Here is a 20,147-nt window from a genome sequence, read left to right as displayed (position 1 = left end):
GAGAAAGCCCGCCCGGGCAACTGGGCGGGCTTTTTCCATTCCCCGGACTAGGAAGCCGGCAGGCTTATGCGGATGGTGGTTCCGCCGCCGGCGGTGTCGCCGATGGTGATCGCGCCGTTGTGCCGGTCGATGATGCGGTGGCACGTCGACAGGCCGATGCCGTGGCCCTTCCGGGAGGCCGGGTCGACCATGGCGAACATCTCGAACACCCGCTCGCGCTGATCGGGCGGAATCCCGATGCCGTTGTCGGCGACCAGAATGGTCCAGCCGAACTCGTTGTCCTCGGCGGACAGGGTGATCCGGCAGGGCCGCTCCGGGGACCGGTATTTCATCGCGTTGTCGATCAGGTTCTGCAGCAGCTGGCGCAGCAGGGTGGCGTCGCCGCGCACGGTCGGCAGTTCGCTGTCGACGACGACCTCGGCGCCGCTCGCCGCGGTGATCGTGGTCAGGTCGGCGAGTACGGCGGTGACCACCTCGTCGAGCTTCACCGGGCTGGGTTCGAACTTGGCGTGTCCGGCCCGGGCGTACTCCAGAAGGGCCTCGACCAGCAGTTGCATGCGCTCGACCGCGCGGATCGCCCCGTCGAGCCACTTGGTGGCGCGTGGGTCGAGGTCGTCGGCGTAGTCGAGGGTCATCATCTCCAGGTAGCCGTGCGCCGCGGCCATCGGCCGGACCAGGTCGTGGCTGACCGCCCCGGCGAACTGCTCCAGCTCCTCGTTGGAGCGGCGCAGCTCGGTGACCGCGGCGGCGAGCTGCTCGCCGCGGTCGGCCAGCTCGCGGTGGGCGGCCTCGATGGCCCGGCGGTGTTCCCGGTCGACGGTGACGTTGTTCATCGCCACCACCGCGCCGACCACCCGGCCGTCCTCGCCGTGCAGCCGGCGGGCGGTGCAGCTGAGGTCGACGTGCGGCTGATCCGGCTTTTTGATCATCATTTCGGCGTCGTGGATCTCGCCCTCGTGCAGGGCGCGGATCAGTGGGATCTCCTCCGCGGTGAGCCGGCGCCGGCCGAGCGCGTCGTAGAGGCTGTAGTGCTCGGCCAGCCGGTCCGGCGTCAGGTCGGGGGTGTCGGCGACGCCGTGCCACTCACGGGCGGCCCGGTTGAAGACGGTCAGCCGGCCGTGCTGGTCGCAGGCGGCGATGCCGACGTCGATGGTCTCCAGGACGGTCGCGATGAACTTCTTACTGCGTTCCCGCTCGACCGCCAGCTCGGCCATGGCCCGGGCCTGCCGCCGCCGCTCGAACAGCGCGACCACGATGTCGGCCAGGTCGAGCAGCCGGCTGATCTGCTCCGGCTGCAACGACTTGACCCTGTCGTCGAAGACGCAGAGCGTGCCCAGGGCGTACCCGTCGGGGGTGATCAACGGTGCGGAGGCGTAGAAGCGCACGTCGGCCAGCCGGCCGGTGACCCACGGGTTGTCGCGGTAGAGCGGGTTGAGGGTGGCGTCGGGTACGTGCACGAAGCCACCGGCCCGGAACTCGACGTCGCACATCGACTCGCTCCGCGGTGAGTCGGCGCCGTCGAAGCCGACCGTGGTGAGCTGGCACTGCCGGTTCGAGTCGATCAGATTGAGGGTGGCGGTGGGCACGTCGGCGACCATGGCGGCTACCCGGACCACGGCCTCCAACTCGTCGTCGGCGGGGGCGTCGAGCAGGCCGTACTTGTGCAGCGCGCTGAGGCGGGCGCCCTCGTCGAGGTTGAGTTCGAGAACGCTGAGCACGGGCATGTCAGAAGTTCTCCATGATGTTGAGGATGGCCGGGCCGAGCACCACCACGAAGATCACCGGGAAGAGGCAGAACAGCACCGGGAACAGCAGCTTGATCGCGACCTTCTGAGCCTTTTCCTCGGCCCGCTGCCGGCGGCGGGTGCGCTGGTCGGCGGCGTGCTCGCGGAGGATGCCGGCCACCGAGATGCCCAGCTCGCCGGCCTGCACGAGCGCGGTGACCAGGCGTTTCAGGTCGCGGGAGGTGGTGCGGGCGGCCAGCGCGCGCAGCGCCTCGGTGCGGGCCACGCCGAGCTTCATCTCCTGCAGCAGGCGACGAACCTCGTCCGGCATCGGCCCGCTGAGCATCTGCCCGACCTGGGCCAGCGCCGCGTCCAGGCCGAGGCCGGCCTCCACCCCGATGACCAGGGCGTCCAGCACGTCGGGCAGCGATCGGGCGAGTTGCTGCTGGCGCTTCTCGCCCATGTTGCGGACCAGCACCTCGGGCAGCACCAGCCCGATGGCGATGCCGATGAGGGCCGCGAACGCGGGGTTGGCCGGGACGATCAGCCAGCCGACGAAACCGAAGAAGAGCACCGCGAACATCCGGGCCTGGACCACCCGGTCGACCGGCCAGTTCGGCGGGTTGCCGGCGTAGTCGAGTTGCCGGGCCAGCCGCGCCTTCATCGCCGGTGGGGTGATGATGTCGCCGGTGCGCTGGAAGAACCAGACGAGCGTCGGGCGGGCCCGGCCGTAGAGGCTCGGCTTGGCCGGGCGGGTGTCGGTGATCCGGTTCTCGCCGAAGTCGGCGAGGATGCGCAACATCCGTTCGCGCTGGGTGGCCGGCATCCCGACGGCGGTGACGCCGACGGCGACGGCCAGCGCGGCGCAGCCGGCGGCGATGGCGAGGAGCGTCGTCGCGTTCACCGGATCAGACCTCGATCTTGACGGCGGCGCGCAGCCAGATGATCCCGACCGTCATCAGGAACGCGGCGAGGAGCAGCATCAGCATCCCGAGCGGCTCGGTGTAGAGCGGGCGGATGTAGCCGGGCCGCATGACCGTCAGGGTGATGCCGGTGAAGACCGGCAGGGCCATCAGCACGTACGCCGACATGCGTCCCTCGGCGGAGAGGGTGCGCACCTGCCGGTGCAGGTAGGCCCGGTCCCGCATGGTGTCGGCGGTGGTCTGCATGACGTCGGCGAGGCTGCCGCCGACCTCGCGCTGCAGCCGCAGCGCCATCACCAGCCAGGCCATCTCGCCGCTGCCGGTGCGGTCGCCGACCCGCTGCAGGGCGTCCTCGAACTCGCCGCTGATCCGCGACTCGGACAGAGCCCGGCTGAACTCCTCGGCGACCGGGCCCTCGTCGTCGCGGACCGCGGCGTCGACCGACTGCTGCAGGGTGAAGCCGGCCCGCAGCGAGCTCAGCACCAGCCCCAGCATGTTCGGCAACTCGTCGGAGAAGCGCTGGCGGCGGCGCCGGACCAGGGCACGCAGCACCACCGGCGGCAGGAAGAAGCCGAGAAGGACGCCGACCGGGAAGGCGAACCAGAACGGCAGCACCAGGACCAGCACGAGGACGGTGCCGATCGCCGCCATGAACCGCAGCCACAGCCACTCGGCCGGTTTGGGTGCGCCGGTGTGCTGGTCGAGGATGGCCTCGCTGCGCAGCGCCATCTGGTTCAGCGAGGGTGATTCCTCGATCAGCTTGCCGCCCACGGCCAGGAACTGCCGCAGCGGCGGCGCGCCCTTCTTGCCTTCGTCGTGGGTGAAGACCTTCAGCGAGGCGATCAGGCGCTGTTCCGGGGTGCGGCCGAAGACGACTTCCAGGATCAGGTAGACGATCAGGAAGACGGCCACCCCGCCGGAGAGGGCGGCGGCCCAGCCGAGGCCGCTCACCACCGGCCGCCGGTGAAGAGGTTGGGGTTGAGGGTCACCCCGTACATGGCCAGGGTGTCGACGAAGCGGGGCCGGACGCCGGTGGGCCGCAGCGAGGCCATGTGCATCGGGCCGGCGTCGGCGCTGATGTCGAAGACGAACAGGTCCTGGAGGGTGATGATGTCGCCCTCCATCCCGACCACCTCGGTGATGTGGGTGACCTTGCGGCTGCCGTCCTTGAACCGGTTGACCTGGATGATCAGGTCGACGGCCGAGGCGACCTGGTCGCGGATGGCCCGGCTCGGCAGGTCCATGCCGGCCATCAGCACCATGGTCTCCAGGCGGGACAGGGCGTCGCGCGGCGTGTTGGCGTGCAGGGTGGTCAGCGAGCCGTCGTGTCCGGTGTTCATGGCCTGCAGCATGTCGAGCGCGGCCGAGTCGCGGACCTCGCCGACCACGATCCGGTCGGGGCGCATCCGCAGCGCGTTGCGCACCAGGTCCCGGGTGGTCACCGTGCCACGGCCCTCGGAGTTGGAGGGGCGCGATTCCAGGCGTACGACATGGTCCTGATTCAGTTGAAGTTCGGCGGCGTCCTCGATGGTGACGATGCGCTCGTCGTGCGGGACGAACCCGGACAGGACGTTGAGGATGGTCGTTTTGCCGGAGCCGGTGCCCCCGCTGACGATGACGTTGCGCCGGCCGCGCACGCAGGCCTCGAGGAACTCGGCGCCCTGCCGGCTGAGCGTGGCGTAGGAGATGAGGTCGCCGACGGTGAGCGGGGTGGCGGCGAACTTGCGGATGGTCAGCGACGCGCCGTCGAGGGCGATCGGCGGGACGATCGCGTTGACCCGGCTGCCGTCGGGCAGGCGGGCGTCGACCATCGGGCTGGCCTCGTCGACCCGGCGGCCGACCCGGGCGCAGATCCGGTCGATGATCCGGCGCAGGTGCCCTTCGTCGTCGAACTCGACCTCGACGCGTTCGAGCCGGCCGTACCGCTCGACGTAGATGCTCTTCGCGCCGTTCGCCATCACCTCGCTGATCGACGGGTCGCGCAGCAGCGGTTCGATCGGCCCGTGGCCGAGCACCTCGTCGATCACTTCTTTGGTGATCCGGGCCCGGTCGGCGCCGGAGAGCGGCGTCTCCTCGCGGGCGAGCAACTCGTTGAGGACCTCCCGGACCCGGGCGGTCAGGTCCTCGTCGGCCGCGCCGCGGTTGGTGTAGAGGGTCGGGCCGAGTTCGTCGGCGAGCCGGCGCTGGATCCGCAGCCGTACGTCGTAGACCGGGTCGCTGACCTGCCGGCCGGCGGCGCGGTAGCGGTGGGTCGCCGCCGAGCCGGCCGGTTCGACGGCGGTCTCGCCGCTGGGGTTCTGCAGCGGGTCGTAGCCGAGCCGCGCGGAGAGACTCATCGCCGGTCCTTCCCGGCCCGGGAGAACAGCCGCTTCTTCTGGACGGCCGCTCGCTGGACCCCGGTGCACAGGTCGGCAAGGCGGCCGATGGCCAGGCTGAACGGGTGGGTCGGGCTGGTCATGTAGAGCGGTTCGGCCCGGTTCACCGAGATCGTCACCTCCCGGCTGGAGGGCACGTGCACGGCGAACGGCATGCCGACCGCCTCCTCGATGTCGGCCGCGGTCAGGCCCACCTCGGTGTTGGACCGGTTGAAGACCAGCATCCGGCGGTCCTTGGGGTAGTCGAGCATGTCGAACATCTCGACGGTGAGCCGGACGCTCTTGAGCGTGGGCAGGTCGGGCGTGACGATCGGGACCAGCCAGTCGGAGATGTCCAGGGCGGCCAGCACCTGGTCGGTGACCAGCGCCGGGGTGTCGACCACGATGAAGTCGTAGTTGGGCCGGGCCAGGTCGAGGATCTCCACCACCAGTTCCCGGCGGACGTGCTCGCCCTGGGCCGGACTGGACGGGGCGAGCAGCACGTCGATGCCGTTCTTGTACGGCGTGATGATCGAGCGCAGGCCCGGTTCGTCGAGCCGGCCGGCCATCGCGATGCCGCCCGCGATGTTGCGGTCCGGTGGCAGCTTCAACATGATCGCGACGTCGCCGAACTGCAGGTCGAGGTCGACCAGCAGGACCCGGCGGCCACCGCCGGCGGCGAGCGCGGCGGCCAGGTTGACCGCGATCACCGAGCGGCCGCAGCCGCCCTTGCCGGCGAAGACGGTGATCACCCGGCCGTAGGGGGTCTGTTCGTTGCTGGTGTGCAGGGTGGTGCTGAGCGCCTTGGACAGATCGACCGAGCGGGAGCAGGCGTTGCGCAGCCCGTCCCAGTCCGACTCCTCGATCACCTCGCGGACCCCGGCCCGCAGGCAGCGCAGCACGTCGGCGGGATCCAAATTCTGGCGGACGAGCACCACGCCGATCAGCGGCCGTTGCAGCCGCTGGTAGGCGGTGAACATGAGCACCTCGTCGAGCGGCACGCTGGCGCCGACGATCACGAGCAGGGTCTCCGGGTAGCGCGGCAGGTGCGACTCCAGGTCGGCCATGCTGTGCACGATCGAGGTGCCGATCGACTGGAACTGGGGTCCGACCTGCGCGAGCCGGTCCCGGTCGGGTTCCAGGTAGACGTACTGGCTCACGATTCCGCGTCCGGGGTCGGCGAGACGCTCGGCACCGGCGTGCTGATCAGGGCGAGGTGCAACTCGCCGCTGTTGTAGCCGTTGACGATCTTCTCGGCGTCGGCCTGGTTGACCGCGAGGGTGACCACGTACCGCTCCAGCGACTGGGGTTCCGGCGACGCGGTCCCGGCAACCACGGTCGGGAGGACCGTCGCGCCGTTGCCGGCGGTGGGGGTGGGGGAGGCGCTGGTCGGCTCGGGCCGCTCGCCGACGGTGATCACGGTGGCCTTGGCGACGATCAGCTTGGTCGTCTGTTCCCGCTTGTAGAGGCCGGTCTGCTCGGTGAGGAAGACGGCGACCACCGAACCGGAGTCGACGTTGCCGGCGACCTGGCGGGCGATGGTGAGCTCGGCGCTGATCGCGATCTTGCCGGAGGGCAGCACGAACGTCGGTGACGGGCTCGCGGCGGCCGGCGGCGGGTGCTGGAAGTGCCCGCCCATCAGCATCTGGTCGGGTTCGAGCTCGGAATTCAGTGTCAGCTTGTCGTACGACGTGTCGAGCTTGGTGATCGCTCCGGACGGCACGCTGCGGGCCGGCATCAGGACCTGCCGGACGAGCTTGCGGCTGCGGATGTCGGCGCCCGTGGTGTTGGCCGGGATGGCGGTGGTGGCGAGCAGCACCCAGGTGCCCTCGCCGCCTTGGAGAGCCCGCTCGTCGGCGTTGCGGCCGTATGCGACGACCGCTACCGCGCTGAACCCGGCCAGCACGAACGCGACCAGCAGGAGCACGATCCGTCGGCGCATTCCGCCTCTCCTCTCGTGTACCTGTCAGCCGATCGGCCGAACGGGCGCAGTGCCCGCAAAACCGATTCTGGATGCCGACGGCCTCGAAGGGGGCGAATCCGACGATGTGCCTATCCCAGACATGCCATCACGCCGGTCGCGGAGAGGGTGATGTTGCTGGGATTCGACTGGAACAGCTTGATCACGCTGTAGAGCGGCGTGATGGGAGTGAACGTGCGGGCCACCTTGAGAGTCGAGTCGGTGGTCGCCGTCGACGCCGGGGTGCACGGGGTGGCCGTGGTGTAGGTGAGTCCGGTGGCGTCGCCGCTGAACGCGGCGACGACCTGAGTCTGCATGTCCGAGGCGGTGCCGTTCAGCGCGCCCACCCGAGCGCCTTCCCGCACCGCCTCGGTCAGCTGGATCTGCTGCTGCATCACCCGGCCGAAGTCGATCAGGCCGAAGATGAGCAGAAGGAGGACTGGAAGCACCAGCGCCAGCTCCACCGCCGCCGCGCCCTCATCGCCCCGGTGCGGCCGTCGGCCGGCAGCGGAGCGTGGGAAGCGTTGGCGCGTGCGCATCGGCACGGCTACCGCCCTTCCATCAGAACTTCTTGGTCAGGTTCGTGAAGACGTCGCTCAGGTGGGTGCCGAACGCCGAGACACCGACGATGATCACGATGGCGATGAACGTCACCAGCAGGCCGTACTCGACGGCGGTGGCGCCCTCCTCGTTGTTGAGGCGGCTGCGCAGGTAGGCGACGATCGTGTTGATGTTCGGCATTGGTGACTCCCCTGGTCGAAGCTTGGCTACCGCCTCTCGGTAACCGCCTTGCGCCAGTAGGTATCGGACTCTGGCGGCGCCTCTTGAGGGCCCGCCGGGCAAATGTGGTTGCTAACAACCATCAATCAGGGTGCCTGCGCGTTGCTGTGCCGGGCGAGCACGGAACGCAGCGTCCCGGCGAGCACATCGGTGGTGAACGGCTTGGCGATGAACGGCGATCCGGCCTTGATCAGACCTTTCTTGATCGCGATGTCCTGAGGGATGCCGGAGATGTAGACGATCTCCATCGTCGGCCGGATCGCGGCGGCCGAGCGGGCCAGCTCACCACCGGAGACGCCGGGCAGGCCGAGGTCGGTCAGCAGCACGTCGATGGTGCCGTCGAAGACCTTGAGCTGGGTGATGGCGCTGACCGCGTCCTGGGCGACCAGCGCGGTGAACCCGCGCATCTCCAGCATCTGCGTGGTCATCTCGCGCAGGTCCTCGTCGTCCTCGACGAGCAGGACCACCGGTCCCGTTCGCGCCGTCGACGTGTTCCACATGGCCCCTCCTCGCCGGGGGCCACGCCGCGCGAGCACGACCCCCTCCAGGGCCGCACGCGGGCGTGGCCTCGAAATTCCACGCTAACGGCGTGGCCCGGCTCCGGAGGGGAAATGCGGCGATAAAGGTAGGGCAGATGCGCCCTAGTTGTCTTCGGCCTTGCCGAGCCGCCAGTAGCCCATGAACGCGACCGAGCGGCGGTCGACGCCGCACTCGGCGACCAGGTGCCGGCGCAGGGTCTTGATCACCGCGGCCTCGCCGGCCAGCCAGGCGTAGAAGTTGCTGACGTCGGTGACCTCCTCCGGAACCTCCCAGAGCAGGTCGTGGTCGACGTCGACGTCCTCCAGCTCGACGACCGGGCCGGGAGCGCGGTCGCCGAGGATCCGGCGGACCGCGGCGCGCAGGGCCGGGACCAGCTTCTCGCCGTGCGCCGCGCCGTCCCGGGGCAGCCAGCTGACCCGCACCCCGGCCGGGGCGGTCAGCGCGATGACGTCGCCCGAGGCCGGCACCTCGAGCAGCGCCTCGCCGGACGCGTCGGCCGGCAGGCAGGCCAGGATGGAGGAGATCGCCGGGACCGCGGTCTCGTCGCCGCCGAGCAGGATGCTCTCGGCGTGCGCGGGCGGATGGAAGTCGATGCCGCCGTGCACGCGGTCGTGCTCCGCGTTCGGGCCCATGATGACCATGGCCGAGCCGGGGACGGCGTCGACCGCCCAGCGGGAGGCCGGGCCGTGCACGCCGTGCAGCACCATGTCGACGTCGACCTCGCGCAGCTCCGGGCGGACCGCGCGGACGGTGTAGGTGCGGATCGGGTTGCGGTGCTGGTCGGGCAGGTCGCGCCACTGCGTGTACCAGTCCTCGCCGGTGGGCAGGTGGTCGTGGCCGTGGCCGGGCAGCGGCGGGATCAGCTTGATCCGCTGGTCGAAGCCGTTGTCGGCGAACTTGTCGAGATCGTCGCCGGTGAAGGTCACCCGCAGGAAGCTGGGGCCGAGTTGGCGGACGGCGCGCACCTCGGTCGTGAAGAAGCGCCACGGCTGAACGGTCACGGTCTGGGTCACCCTCGTACCTCCCCTTTAGGTATGGCTAACCTAACCCACCGCTCGCTCGGCTCACCAGTCGCCCCGGACGGGCGATGCGGACTCACCGTTGCTCGTCCATTCTGGACATGTGCGCAGCCCACGGATCGTGCTCGTTCTGCTGCTGCTACTGACGGGATGCGGTTCCCCCGAGCCACCCCCGCCTCCGGTCTCGGTCGAGGGCATCGCGATCAACGGGAACCACTTCGTCAACAAAACCGGCGAAACGGTCGACCTACGCGGCTTCAACGTCGCCGGCGCCGAGTACTCGTGCATCGAGGGCGACGGCTTTTTCGACACCCCGGACGGCCAAGCCCCCGGCGACAGGACCGTCAAGGCGATGCGCGGGTGGGGGCGGGCCAACGCGGTCCGGGTGCCGCTCAACGAGCAGTGCTGGCTCGGCCTGCCGGCCGCGCCGCCGGCCTTCGCCGGGGAGAAGTATCGGGCCGCGGTGCGTGATTTCGTCCGGCGGCTCAACGCGTACGGCTTCGTCGCCGTTCTTGATCTGCACCGCAGTGCCCCGGCCGGGGGAGTCCCGCGCGAGCAGGAGCCGATGCCCGACCGCGATCACAGCCTCGACTTCTGGCGGTCGGTGGCGACCGGCTTCCGCACCGGCGACGTGATCTTCGACCTGTTCAACGAGCCGTTCCCGTTCGCCGAGACGAACACCGCCCGGGCCTGGGACTGCTGGCGGGACGGCTGCACCCTGACCTCGGTCAACACCGGTCAGCCGTACCCGGCGGCCGGGATGAACGAGCTGGTCGCGGCGGTGCGCGGCACCGGATCGAAGGTGGTGCTGCTGGCCGGCGGCATCCACTGGGCCGAGTCGATGACCGGCTGGCTCGACCACCGGCCCGTCGACCCGGCCGGGCAGCTGGCCGCGTCGTTCCACGCCTACTCGTTCAACGAATACTGCGCCGACACCGACTGCTACGACCGCGACCTCAAACCGATCCTCGCCACGGTGCCGGTGCTGACGGGCGAGGTCGGGCCGTCGCTGAAGGTGGACGCGGCGAAGGTCGACGACGACTGCCCGCAGCGGGCGGTGCGCAAGGGCGGCTGGGCCGGCGACACCCTCGACTGGCTCGACGAGCACGGCGTGAGCTGGACGGCGTGGAGCTGGAACCCGTGGGGCGACTGCTGGTCACTGGTGAAGGACTGGGGCGGCGAGCCGACACCCGCGTGGGGTAAGGAGCTGAGGCGCCGACTCGCCGCGTCTTAAGAGGCGTCTTCCCGGGGAGCGGGCACCGATGAGCCGTTCGTGCGGGTCTTCACCGGGCCCGACGGCGGGCTGATCACCGGCGGCGACGACGCCGACTGGTAGACGGTCGAGGGCGTGGCGGGGGAGGTCGGGACCATCGACTTCGGCACCGAGGCGGAGCCGACCACCGGGCTGCCGGAGCGGTCACTCGTGGCGTCGAGCAGCGCGAGACCGTGCTCCTCGACCGACGGGTCGGCGGCCGGCGCGACCGGGATGTGCGCGGCCACCGCGCCGCGCGGCCGGGGAACCAGGCCGCCCGCGCTCTTCGGCGCGTTGACCAGGACGCTGCTGACGTTGCCGTCGACCACCTCGGCCAGCTCGGCCAGCGCCCGGCCGACCCCGGCCCGGGTGCTGCGCCGGTAGTCGCCGACCAGCAGCACATGATCGGCGACCGCGGCCAGCCCGATCGCGTCCGAGACGCTGAGGATCGCCGGCGAGTCGATCACGATGACGTCGGCCAGCCGGCCGAGCACCGACAGCACCTGGCCGAGGCGCGGGCCCTCGAGCAGGTCGTGCGCCCGGTCGGCGCCCGGCCCGGCGGCCAGCAGCCGCAACCGGGCGACCGGTCCCTGCTGCAGCACGTCGGGCAGCCGGATGTCGTCGCCGGTCGCGGCGAGCAGGTCGGTGAGCCCGCGCTCCCCGCTCAGGTCGAACATCGTGTGCTGCTGCGGCTTCGGCAGGTCGGCGTCGACGAGGATGACCGTGCGGCCGGCCAGGGCGAGGGCGGCGGCCAGGTTCGCCGCGGTCGTGCTGCGGCCCTCGCCGTCGTAGGCGCTGGCCACCAGCACCGAGGTGGCACCGTCCTTGGCCATCACCGGTTGCAGCCGGGAACGCAGGTAGCGGTACGACTCGGCGGCCGGCGACTGCGGCGAGCGCAGCAGCACCGGCAGCGCCGCGCCCGGCCCGCGCGGCCGGGCGGTCCGCGGCACGGTGGCCAGCACCGGGACCCCGCTGAGCTTCTCGAAGTCGCGCAGGCTGCGGATCCGGTCGCTCATCCGGTCACGGATCAGCGCGGTGCCGATCCCGAGCAGCAGACCCAGCACCAGGCCGATGGCCAGGTCGATCCAGACCGGCCGGGCCTCCGGCACGCTCGGCAGGTAGGCCGACGAGACCAGGGTGGCGTGCGCGTTCGCGGTGGCCGCCGCGGTCGCGCTCTTCGACTGCTCACCGGCGTTGCGGAAGGTGACGTACGCCTCGGCCAGCGCCTGCGCCCGCCGCTGCGCGGTCACCGGGTTGCCGGACTCGTAGATGAAGGTCAGCACGTTCGCGTCCGGCGCCACCGAAACCGTGAAGCCGTCGGCGAGCTGCCCCTCCTCCAGCCCCATCGAGGCGGCGGCCGGCCGCACCACCAGGCCGGACTTGGCCAGCTCCTTCTCGGTGCCCATCTCCGGCGGCACCGGGGTGGTGTTGGCGCGGACCCGCGCCTCGACCACGACGATCGCCGCGGACCGGTACACCGTGGGCGCGAGCGTGCTCACCCCGTACCCCGCGGCCATCACCACCAGGGTGACCAGGGCGATCCACCACCCGTACGCGCGAATCAGCCGCGCCGGGCCCCCGAACGTGTTCATGCCGCCGTGCCTCCTACCGCAGTGACGTGCTTCCGGTGGCCGAGCCGCTCGACCACCGCGAGGTACGGGACCTGCTGGCGGTCCCACGAATGCCGCTGCCGGACCGCCCGCTCCCCGGCCGCGCCCAGCTCGGCCCGCCGTTCGGGGTTACGCACCAGGGCGTCGATCCGTTCAGCGAAGGCGACCACGTCACCGGTCGGGACCAGCTCGGATGCGCCCTCGCCGATGATCCGGGTCTCGGCGACGTCGAACGCGACGAACGGCAGCCCGAACGCCATGTACTCCATCGCCTTGACCGGGGTGACGAACTCCTCGAGGTTCGGTTCGAGCCCGACGTCGGCGGTGGAGAGCAGGTCGTACACCTCGTCGCGGGTCAGCCAGCCCGGGAACGACACCCAGGCGGCCAGGCCGTGCTCCTCGACGAAGCGCTCGGCCTCGGGCACGTAGTCGCCGATCCCGGCGAAGGTGAACGCGGTGTCGGTGCGGCCCATCTTGTTGACCAGGTGATCGATCGCGGCCAGGGCCAGGTCGATGCCGTCCTGCGGGCCCATCATGCCGACCAGCACGCACAGGTGCGGGTAGCCGCGGCGCAGCGCCGGCTGGGCCGCCCGGGTGCCGAGGTCGGCCAGCCACGGGCCGTTGCCGACCACGGTGACCCGGTCGCTGCCGATGCCGCCGCGGTCGATCGCCACCGACCGGACCGAGGCGTTGACCGCCATCACGTGGTCGGCGGTGCGCAGGCTGGCCCGCTCGAACCGGCGCAGCAGCCGGTACATCACTCCGTCGGCCGATCCGTACCGGGCCTGGTAGATCTCGGGGGAGAGGTCCTTGAAGTCGAAGATCACCCGGCGGCGGAACCACTTCAGCGGCGCGGCCAGCAGGAAGTAGATGTCCGGGGTGCTGGACACCTGCACCACGTCGACCCCGCCGGAGAACACCGCGCGCACGGTGAGGACCGCGGCGGCCGACAGGCTCCACGCGTACTCCCGGATGAAACCCAGCTTGCCCACCCCGTCGCCGGCCGGATAGTCGAGGACCCGCACGTCGGGGTTTTCCCGGTTTGCCGGGTCCTTGCGGCAGATGACGGTGACCTGCATGCCCGCCGCGACCAGCGCCGCGGCGTGTTTGCGCAGCCGGTGGTCCCGGCCGAGCGCGACATTCTCGACCATCAGGAGGACTCGGATTGGTTTCATGTCGTCAGCCGTCCCCGTTCCATGGGCTGGGTTGATGGGCCGGCGCGTTCCTCCACACCGAGGTTACGCAGGATGGCAAGCAGCACCAGCAGGCAATCGGCCGCGCCGCGATAGGTCAGGTGCGGGTCGAAGAGCATCAGCAGCGCGTTGGCCGCCACATAGGACGCGACCGCCAGACCCACCGCGGCGATCACTCCGGTCGCCCTGCGTGCCGCGGCGATGCCGCGCCGCATGCTCACGACGACCCAGGCGAGGTACGCGATGAGCAGCGGAATTCCGCCACCCCAGAGCAGCCAGACGTAGCCGCTCTCGATCCACACCCAGCCGAACTCCTCGTGCGAGGCCGGCACCCGCGCCGACGGGCGCACCCCGAGCAGCCAGTTGTGGTCGGCGGTCAGCTGGGGCAGGAAGTAGGTGTTCAGGTTGCGCAGCCGCACGATCCAGCTGTCCGGAAGGCCGGAGGCACTCTGGAAGCCGAGCAGCCGGGTCTCGATGACCGGCCACATGACGACGCCGCCGACCAGCAGCAGCGGCACCGCGTACCCGACGAGCTTGGTGGCCCGGGAGATCACCACCAGCACGCCGAGCGCCACGAGCAGGCCGATGATGGTGGAGAACTCGCCGGCCCCGAGCGCGCCGAACACGCAGATCGGCACGGCCGCCGCCAGCCACGGCTTGTATTTCTTGGTGTAGAGCAGCAGCCCGATCGCCAGCGCCAGGTTGAGGATGCACAGGTCGGCGACGGCGGCGGCGAGCGCGAGCGTCGAACTGCCCCGGCCGATCGACAACACCCGCTCGGCGCCGAACGGCGCATACAGAAGACCGAGGAGCTTGGGTACGCCGAACAGGCCGAGCGACTGCAGGATGCCGATGATGCTGACGACGCAGGCGGACGCGATCGACAGGTAGGCGGTCCGCAGCGCCTGCCGCCGGGTGGTCAGGCTGAACCGGATGATGAAGTAGACGGCGAGGTATTTCCACAGCACGATCGCGTATTGCAGGTCGTCGGGGATGATCTCGCGGCGGCGGGCGGCCATCATCGCGAGCGGGACGACCGAGCTGAACGCGGCCAGCCCGATCAGCGACCAGTCGATCGCGTTGAGCCGGGGCAGCCGGAACGTGCCGACCCGCAACGTGCCGAGCCAGCGGACCGCGAGCGCGACCCCGACCAGCGCGGCCAGGCCCTCGTTGGGCCGCAGCACCGGGATGAGCGTGCCGCGGTCGATGCCGGCGGTCAGCGGGGTGAGGAAGACCAGCAGGTAGGCGGCGGTGGCCGGCCACACGTAGACGCAGCCGCCGATGGCCAGCGCGACGACCAGGGCGGCCGCGTAGAGCGGGTTGAGCCCGGCGAGGGCGCCGACCGCCGCCGCGGCGGCGAGCAGCGCCACGTTGGTGAGGAAACCGGCGTTGCGGCGCGGCCGGCGGCGCGGGAGTTTGTGGCGGACCGACTGCAGAATCCACTCGATCTCGGGCGCGCCGAGTTTGGCCTGCACACCGACGTACGTTGCCACGCCCACCGTGGCGGCCACCACCACCGCAAGGATGCCGCCGCCCCCACCTCCGACCACTGTGGATATCAGCCGACCGGCCAGGTAGGCGGGGATCACCATGACCACGGCCGCTGCGCCGGTCTGGAGCACCGGCCGGACGAGAGGTTCGGCGCCCGGGCCCAGCTGCCGCAACAGCGACCGGACCAGGATGGCCGCGCCGACCAGGGTGCCGGCCGACATCGCCAGGCCGAGCACGAGCAGGACGGCCGGGCCTTCCATCGACGGCGCCACGCACGCACCGGCCACGCAGATGCCCAGCTGCACGAGCATCGCGTACATCGGGGTGCGGGTGTCCTCGCGGGCGTAACAGGCATAGGTGGCGACCAGGAACGCGGTCTCGCCGAGGACGCCGAGGGCGAGCGCACCCAGCGCGGTGGCGATCAGCGTCGTGCCGGCGTCGGTGCCGAACCCGCCGTACGCGATGGCCCGGGCGATCGGTTCCCGGACGGCCAGGTAGCCGGCCGCGGCCGGGACCGCCACGAACAGGGCGAACACCAGGCCGTTGACGAACGTGTCGCGGAACGCCGCGTGATTGCCGGCCGCGTGCAGCCGGGCCAGCCGGGGCGCCAGCGAGAGCGCGACCGGGGTGGCGCCGAGCGCGATCGGCAGGAAGTAGAAGTTCATCGCGAGCTGGAACGCGACCACGCCGCCGGCCACCCGGTTCGCGAAGATCAGCAGGATCAGCAGCTGCACCGCGGCCAGCGCGGCCTGGCCGAGCGACGGCAGCGCCCGCTGCAGGACCTTGCGGACCTCCGGGTCGCGCCACCCGCGCCGGGGCCGCAGCCGCATCCCGGCCCGCCGGGCGCCGTACCACTGGGCGGCCGCGTGCAGCGCGACCGCGCCGGTCGTGCCCAGGCCGAGCAGCAGCAACGCGCCGGTCGGCGCCCGTTCCAGGGTGCCGATGCCCGGGTAGAGGATCGCCACCGCGGCCAGCACCACGACCGTGCCGACGTTCTCCAGCGCCGGGGCGGCCGCGGCCAGCGCGAACCGGCCGTGCGAGTTCATCGCGGCGCCGGCCGTGGCGATCAGGCCGTAGAGCGGGATCTGCGGCAGCAGCATGACCACCAGGAGCATCCCGGTGCGGGCCTGGGCGCCGCCGCCCTCCGGCGACAAGCGCAGCGCGAACGGAGCGGCCAGCACCGCGATCGGGGTGAGCACGGCGGCCCCGACGGCGACGATGCCGAGGAAGCCGCCGGCGACCCGTTCCGCGCCGGCCCGGTCGGCGGTGTCGACGTGCCGGACCAGCGCCGGGATCAGCAGCGAGGACAGCATCGAGCCGCCCAGCAGGCCGTAGAAGACGAGGTTGGGCAGCGAGTTGGTGAACTGGTAGGTGTTCGCGAACATGGTGGCGCCGAGCACCGCGGCGATCACGACGCCGCGGATCACACCGGTGCCGCGGCTGATCGCCGTCCACACGGCCACGGTCATCGAGTCGCCGACCGCATCGGCCGGCGACTCGACTTTTGTAGCCTCCTGCGTCAGGGTCATGCGGCGCCGCGGCGCATCTGGGCCGGCAAGGTTTTCGCGATGATGGACAGATCCAACCAGAGGCTCCGGCGGCGGACGTATTCGACATCCAGGGCGAGCGCCTGGGTCATGGTAAGCATGTTGCGGCCGCTCACCTGCCACAGCCCGGTCAGGCCGGGCGGGGTGTCGAAGCGGGCCATCGTCTCCGGCTTGAACAGCGCCGCCTCCCAGGCGAGCACCGGCCGCGGTCCGACCAGCGACATCTCGCCCGCGACGATGTTGAACAGCTGGGGCAGCTCGTCGAGGCTGGTCTTGCGCAGCCAGGCGCCGAGCCGGGTGACCCGGGGGTCGCCGGCCAGCTTGTAGAGGCCGTTGACCGTCGCGGTCGCGGTGCCGTCCGAGGTGAGCATCTGCGAGACGTACTCGCGGTGGATGGCGTCGCTGTTCCCGGTCGTCATCGACCGGAACTTGTACATGGTGAACGGCTTCTGGCCGAGGCCGAGCCGCTCCTGTTTGAAGATCGCCGGGCCGGGCGAGGTCAGCCGGACGGCCAGCCAGATCACCACCAGCAGCGGCGAGATGATCAGCAGGCCCAGGCCGGCGCCGACGAGATCCAGCGCCCGTTTCACGACCGCTCCCGCAGCGCGGCCACCCGGTGCCCGATCTCCGGGAGATCGGCCACCTTGCGGTGGGCAACGGCCGGATTTCCGTACGCGACGAAGCCGGCCGGGACGTCCCGGGTGACCACCGCGCCCGACCCGATGATCGCGCCCGCGCCGATCCGGACGAACGGCAGGATCGTGACGTTGACCCCGATCTGCGCGCCGGCCTCGATGTGCGGGCCGGTCATCAGCTTGGCCGAGCGCTCGTCGCCCGGGTAGAGGTCGTTGGCGATGGTGACGCCGGGCGCGAGGAACACGTCGTCCTCGATCACGGTGTACTGCGCGATGTAGCAGTTCGCGTGGATCTTCACCCGGTCGCCGATCCGGCAGCCGTAGTCGATCACCGTGTTGCTCCACACGCTGACGTCCGCGCCGATCCGGTTGTCCTCGCGGATCACCACCCCGTGACCCGTCTGTAGTCCCGGCCCGATGTGACTCCCGTCGTAGAGCACGGTGCCGCTGCGCAGGCGCGCCCCCGAGCCGAGCTTGAGTGGACCGGATCCCGATCGGTCCACCGGATACCCGACGATGACGCCCTCGTCCTTCTCGGTCACCGGGACACACCCGCTTCGTCGAGAACCTCACAAACCCGGTCGACCTGCGCCCGGGACATGTGCGGGAAGAGCGGCAGCGAGAACTGCTCGGTGGCGGCCTGCTCGCAGACCGGCAGCGGGCCGGACGCGTATTGGCGCAGCGGCGGCTGCAGGTGACACGGGACCGGGTAGTGCACCCCGGTCTGGATCCCGTTCTCCTGCAGTTTCTGCTGGATGGCGGCCCGGTCGGCGACCCGCACCACCATCAGGTGGTAGACGTGCCGGGCCAGCGGGTCGACCTCGGTGAGCCGGATCGCGGAACCGGCCAGTTCCTTGCGGTAGCGGTCGGCGAGCGAGATCCGGGCCTCGGTCCAGTCCTCGTTGCGGGCCAGCTTGGCGTCGAGCGCGATGGCCTGCAACGCGTCGAGCCGGCTGTTGGTGCCGACGAACGAGTGCTCGTAGTGGTTGGCGCCGCCGTCCCGGCCGTGGTTGGCCAGGCTGCGGACCCGCTCGGCGATCTTCGGGTCGTTCGTCACCACCGCGCCGGCGTCGCCGAACGCGCCCAGGTTCTTCCCCGGGTAGAAGCTGAAGCACGCGGCCGCGCCGAACGATCCGGCCCGGCTGTCCCGCCACTCGGCGCCGTGCGCCTGCGCGGCGTCCTCGACCAGGGCGATGCCGGCCCGCTCGGCCACCGCGACCAGGCCGTCCATGTCGGGCATGTTGCCGTAGAGGTGGACCACGATGACCGCGCTGGTGCGCGGGGTGATCGCCGCGGCCAGGATCGCCGGGGTGATCAGCAGTGAGCCGGGGTCGACGTCGACGAAGGCCGGCACCGCGCCGGCCCGGACCACGGCCGCGGCGGTGGCGATGAACGTGTTGCTCGGCACGATCACCTCGTCGCCCGGGCCGAGGCCGAGGGCTTGGAGGGTGAGCTGCAGGGCGTCGGTCCCGTTGGCGACCCCGACCGCGTGGGTGGCTTCGCAGTAGCGGGCGAAGTTTTCCTCGAACCGGGCGACGGCGGGCCCGCCGACGTACCGGGCGGACAGCAGCGCCTCGATGTAGGTCTGCTCTATGTCGGGCCAGACCTCCCGCGCCATGGCGGACAGGTCGGTGAACGGCACTTCGATGGCAGGGTGCATCAGCATTCCTCACTGACGTGGCGGCGTACGAGAGGTGGTGCTATCGCGGGCTCTTCAGAGGACGGCGGTGGCCGCGCTGCGCTGCGCCGGCACCGGGACCAGGCCCGGCAGTCCGTCGACCTCGCTGATCAGCACCTTGCGTTCCTGCGCGAGAGACAGCTGCGCGGCCTCGATGACCTGGACGACGGCGAGACCGTTGGCCCCGTCGGTGCGCGGCTGCGCCCCGGTCGTCATGCAGTCGACGAAGTGCCGGGCCTGCACGGCGAGCGGCTCGTCGAAGCGCACCACCGGCGAGGTGACCCCGCCGACGTGGTATTCCATGCCCTTGCCGGCCGAGCGGGTGACCGCCTTGTCGTGGATCCGGATGCGTTCCTCGGCGTTGGTGTCGTCGTAGACGGCCATCTTCTTGGAGCCGACGGCGGTCACCAGCCGGACCTTGCGCGGGTCCAGCCAGCTGACGTGGATGTGCGCCTGGACGCCGATGTCGTCATACCCCAGCTCGAGGTGTGCGACATCCTCGAAGGCCGGGTCGACGTGCCGGCTGCCCCAGGCCCGCACCGAGGTCGGCGTCGCGCCGAGCACGTGGTTGGCGATGGAGATGTCGTGCGGCGCGAGGTCGAAGACGACGTTCACGTCGCTCTGGTAGAGCCCGAGGTTGAGCCGGGCGCTGTCCAGGTAGTAGAGATCGCCGAGCTCCCGCGACTGCACCAACTCGCGCAGCATCCAGACCGCGCCGTTGTATTCGAAGGTGTGCCCGACCATCAGCGTGACCCCGGCCTCCTTGGCGGCCTGGATCAGTTCCTGCGCCCCGGCGGCCGTGGTGGCCAGGGGCTTCTCGATGAGTACGTGTTTGCCCGCACGAATTGCCGCCAGCCCTAGCGGCACGTGCGAGGCGGGCGGGGTCGCGATGACCACCGCGTCGATGTGTGGCAGCGCCGCCTCCAGCGAGGTGTAGCCCTCGCCGGTGGCCAGCAGGTGTGCCATCCCGGACAGCAGCGGAAGGCGTGCGTCGATGGCCACGACCCGGGAGACCCCCGGCGTGGACCGCATCACCCGAAGCTGCTTGGAACCCCAGTAACCGACGCCCAGCACGCCGACCCGGATCTGTTGGGCGGGCGGTACCCCACCACCGCCCAGACGATCGTCGCTGCCGTCCGAACCGGACGCTCGCGATTCTGATCCCATACTTTCCGTCCCCTCGGAAATGCGCATCCACTGGCGGGTGGACACCCGGCTGAGTTTTCCAATGCTCCGCTGCGACGGAGAAGGGACCGTCCGACGGAGTGACACCGGCCCTTTCGGCTGATCTCAGAAAGGTCTGACCCATGTGGACCATGGAAAGAGGCACGTCAATAACGATTCTTTCGCCTCGACGATGCGCTGGTAGTCCGAAATGGTCACGAAATAGCCCTGAAACATAGATTCACGTATTGTCTGTCCACATTCGACCCTCTGTCAG

General features: G+C 70.7%; 18 protein-coding genes. 1 reads left to right on the top strand and 17 read right to left on the bottom strand.

The genetic code is table 11. The annotated features are described in order from the left end of the window. Window positions 1-47: 47 nt before the first annotated feature. The 10 genes from Adu01nite_RS31345 to Adu01nite_RS31300 all read right to left on the bottom strand — a co-directional run bounded on the left by Adu01nite_RS31345 (window position 48) and on the right by Adu01nite_RS31300 (window position 9,294). Window positions 48-1,724: a sensor histidine kinase gene (locus Adu01nite_RS31345; RefSeq protein ID WP_203732140.1), complete on the bottom strand. Its 1,677-nt coding sequence runs from the start codon at window positions 1,722-1,724 to the stop codon at window positions 48-50. Window position 1,725: 1 nt separating this feature from the next. Continuing rightward, a complete protein-coding gene (locus tag Adu01nite_RS31340) occupies window positions 1,726-2,628 on the bottom strand; it encodes a type II secretion system F family protein (RefSeq protein ID WP_203732138.1) in 903 nt (300 codons plus the stop codon). A gap of 4 nt (window positions 2,629-2,632) precedes the next feature. Beyond that, a complete protein-coding gene (locus tag Adu01nite_RS31335; RefSeq protein WP_203732137.1) occupies window positions 2,633-3,601 on the bottom strand; it encodes a type II secretion system F family protein in 969 nt (322 codons plus the stop codon). Beyond that, on the bottom strand, window positions 3,595-4,983 hold the full coding sequence (locus Adu01nite_RS31330) for a TadA family conjugal transfer-associated ATPase (protein ID WP_203732135.1): 1,389 nt from the start codon (window positions 4,981-4,983) through the stop codon (window positions 3,595-3,597). The genes Adu01nite_RS31335 and Adu01nite_RS31330 overlap by 7 nt, the downstream gene beginning before the upstream one ends. Further along, entirely contained in the window at window positions 4,980-6,161 is a 1,182-nt protein-coding gene (locus Adu01nite_RS31325) for a CpaE/TadZ family protein (protein ID WP_203732133.1), read from the bottom strand. Before Adu01nite_RS31325 ends, Adu01nite_RS31330 begins: the two co-directional genes overlap by 4 nt. Beyond that, a complete protein-coding gene (gene cpaB / locus Adu01nite_RS31320) occupies window positions 6,158-6,943 on the bottom strand; it encodes a Flp pilus assembly protein CpaB (protein ID WP_203732130.1) in 786 nt (261 codons plus the stop codon). Before cpaB ends, Adu01nite_RS31325 begins: the two co-directional genes overlap by 4 nt. Window positions 6,944-7,053: 110 nt before the next feature. Then, window positions 7,054-7,500, bottom strand: coding sequence for a TadE/TadG family type IV pilus assembly protein (locus tag Adu01nite_RS31315; protein ID WP_275414714.1), 447 nt, complete (start codon window positions 7,498-7,500; stop codon window positions 7,054-7,056). Window positions 7,501-7,522: 22 nt separating this feature from the next. Then, entirely contained in the window at window positions 7,523-7,702 is a 180-nt protein-coding gene (locus Adu01nite_RS31310; RefSeq protein WP_203732127.1) for a Flp family type IVb pilin, read from the bottom strand. Between the two features lie 125 nt (window positions 7,703-7,827). Next, the gene (locus tag Adu01nite_RS31305; RefSeq protein ID WP_203732125.1) at window positions 7,828-8,241 is read right to left on the bottom strand and encodes a response regulator; all 414 of its coding nucleotides are present in this window, start codon (window positions 8,239-8,241) and stop codon (window positions 7,828-7,830) included. A gap of 141 nt (window positions 8,242-8,382) precedes the next feature. Further along, window positions 8,383-9,294 (bottom strand): siderophore-interacting protein, encoded by a 912-nt coding sequence (locus tag Adu01nite_RS31300; RefSeq protein ID WP_203732123.1) that lies wholly within the window; start codon window positions 9,292-9,294, stop codon window positions 8,383-8,385. 109 nt (window positions 9,295-9,403) lie between these two features. Between Adu01nite_RS31300 and Adu01nite_RS31295 the strand changes: the two genes are divergently transcribed. Further along, window positions 9,404-10,534 (top strand): glycoside hydrolase family 5 protein, encoded by a 1,131-nt coding sequence (locus Adu01nite_RS31295; protein WP_203732121.1) that lies wholly within the window; start codon window positions 9,404-9,406, stop codon window positions 10,532-10,534. Here Adu01nite_RS31295 and Adu01nite_RS31290 read toward each other — a convergent pair. The 7 genes from Adu01nite_RS31290 to Adu01nite_RS31260 are packed head-to-tail and all read right to left on the bottom strand — an operon-like array spanning window position 10,531 to window position 19,873. Further along, entirely contained in the window at window positions 10,531-12,144 is a 1,614-nt protein-coding gene (locus tag Adu01nite_RS31290; protein WP_203732119.1) for a tyrosine-protein kinase domain-containing protein, read from the bottom strand. The two genes, Adu01nite_RS31295 and Adu01nite_RS31290, sit on opposite strands and share 4 nt — an antisense overlap. Beyond that, window positions 12,141-13,337, bottom strand: coding sequence for a glycosyltransferase family 4 protein (locus Adu01nite_RS31285; RefSeq protein WP_203732117.1), 1,197 nt, complete (start codon window positions 13,335-13,337; stop codon window positions 12,141-12,143). Before Adu01nite_RS31285 ends, Adu01nite_RS31290 begins: the two co-directional genes overlap by 4 nt. Beyond that, entirely contained in the window at window positions 13,334-16,375 is a 3,042-nt protein-coding gene (murJ, locus tag Adu01nite_RS31280; RefSeq protein WP_203732116.1) for a murein biosynthesis integral membrane protein MurJ, read from the bottom strand. The genes Adu01nite_RS31285 and murJ overlap by 4 nt, the downstream gene beginning before the upstream one ends. Then, window positions 16,372-16,983, bottom strand: a complete 612-nt coding sequence (locus Adu01nite_RS31275; protein ID WP_203732114.1) for a sugar transferase — start codon at window positions 16,981-16,983, stop codon at window positions 16,372-16,374. Before Adu01nite_RS31275 ends, murJ begins: the two co-directional genes overlap by 4 nt. Next, on the bottom strand, window positions 16,980-17,570 hold the full coding sequence (locus Adu01nite_RS48585) for an acyltransferase (RefSeq protein WP_203732112.1): 591 nt from the start codon (window positions 17,568-17,570) through the stop codon (window positions 16,980-16,982). Before Adu01nite_RS48585 ends, Adu01nite_RS31275 begins: the two co-directional genes overlap by 4 nt. Next, a complete protein-coding gene (locus Adu01nite_RS31265; protein WP_203732110.1) occupies window positions 17,567-18,688 on the bottom strand; it encodes a DegT/DnrJ/EryC1/StrS family aminotransferase in 1,122 nt (373 codons plus the stop codon). Before Adu01nite_RS31265 ends, Adu01nite_RS48585 begins: the two co-directional genes overlap by 4 nt. A 54-nt stretch (window positions 18,689-18,742) precedes the next feature. Continuing rightward, complete coding sequence (locus Adu01nite_RS31260; protein ID WP_203732108.1) at window positions 18,743-19,873, bottom strand: Gfo/Idh/MocA family protein; 1,131 nt, start codon at window positions 19,871-19,873, stop codon at window positions 18,743-18,745. Between the last annotated feature and the right edge of the window lie 274 nt (window positions 19,874-20,147).

It is taken from the genome of Paractinoplanes durhamensis, from assembly GCF_016862175.1.
In the GTDB taxonomy this organism is placed as follows: domain Bacteria; phylum Actinomycetota; class Actinomycetes; order Mycobacteriales; family Micromonosporaceae; genus Actinoplanes; species Actinoplanes durhamensis.
The sequence above is the reverse complement of the archived record's forward strand: the minus strand, read 5'-3'. Positions and strand labels throughout refer to the sequence as shown.

Bases quoted from the DNA above. Each gene is read 5' to 3' on its own strand.
- Adu01nite_RS31305 (WP_203732125.1), bottom strand. From the start codon at position 8,241: ATGTGGAACACGTCGACGGCGCGAACGGGACCGGTGGTCCTGCTCGTC.
- Adu01nite_RS31345 (WP_203732140.1), bottom strand. From the start codon at position 1,724: ATGCCCGTGCTCAGCGTTCTCGAACTCAACCTCGACGAGGGCGCCCGC.
- Adu01nite_RS31285 (WP_203732117.1), bottom strand. From the start codon at position 13,337: ATGAAACCAATCCGAGTCCTCCTGATGGTCGAGAATGTCGCGCTCGGC.
- Adu01nite_RS31290 (WP_203732119.1), bottom strand. From the start codon at position 12,144: ATGAACACGTTCGGGGGCCCGGCGCGGCTGATTCGCGCGTACGGGTGG.
- Adu01nite_RS31310 (WP_203732127.1), bottom strand. From the start codon at position 7,702: ATGCCGAACATCAACACGATCGTCGCCTACCTGCGCAGCCGCCTCAAC.
- Adu01nite_RS31330 (WP_203732135.1), bottom strand. From the start codon at position 4,983: ATGAGTCTCTCCGCGCGGCTCGGCTACGACCCGCTGCAGAACCCCAGC.
- cpaB (WP_203732130.1), bottom strand. From the start codon at position 6,943: ATGCGCCGACGGATCGTGCTCCTGCTGGTCGCGTTCGTGCTGGCCGGG.
- Adu01nite_RS31265 (WP_203732110.1), bottom strand. From the start codon at position 18,688: ATGCACCCTGCCATCGAAGTGCCGTTCACCGACCTGTCCGCCATGGCG.
- murJ (WP_203732116.1), bottom strand. From the start codon at position 16,375: ATGACCCTGACGCAGGAGGCTACAAAAGTCGAGTCGCCGGCCGATGCG.
- Adu01nite_RS31260 (WP_203732108.1), bottom strand. From the start codon at position 19,873: ATGGGATCAGAATCGCGAGCGTCCGGTTCGGACGGCAGCGACGATCGT.
- Adu01nite_RS31315 (WP_275414714.1), bottom strand. From the start codon at position 7,500: ATGCGCACGCGCCAACGCTTCCCACGCTCCGCTGCCGGCCGACGGCCG.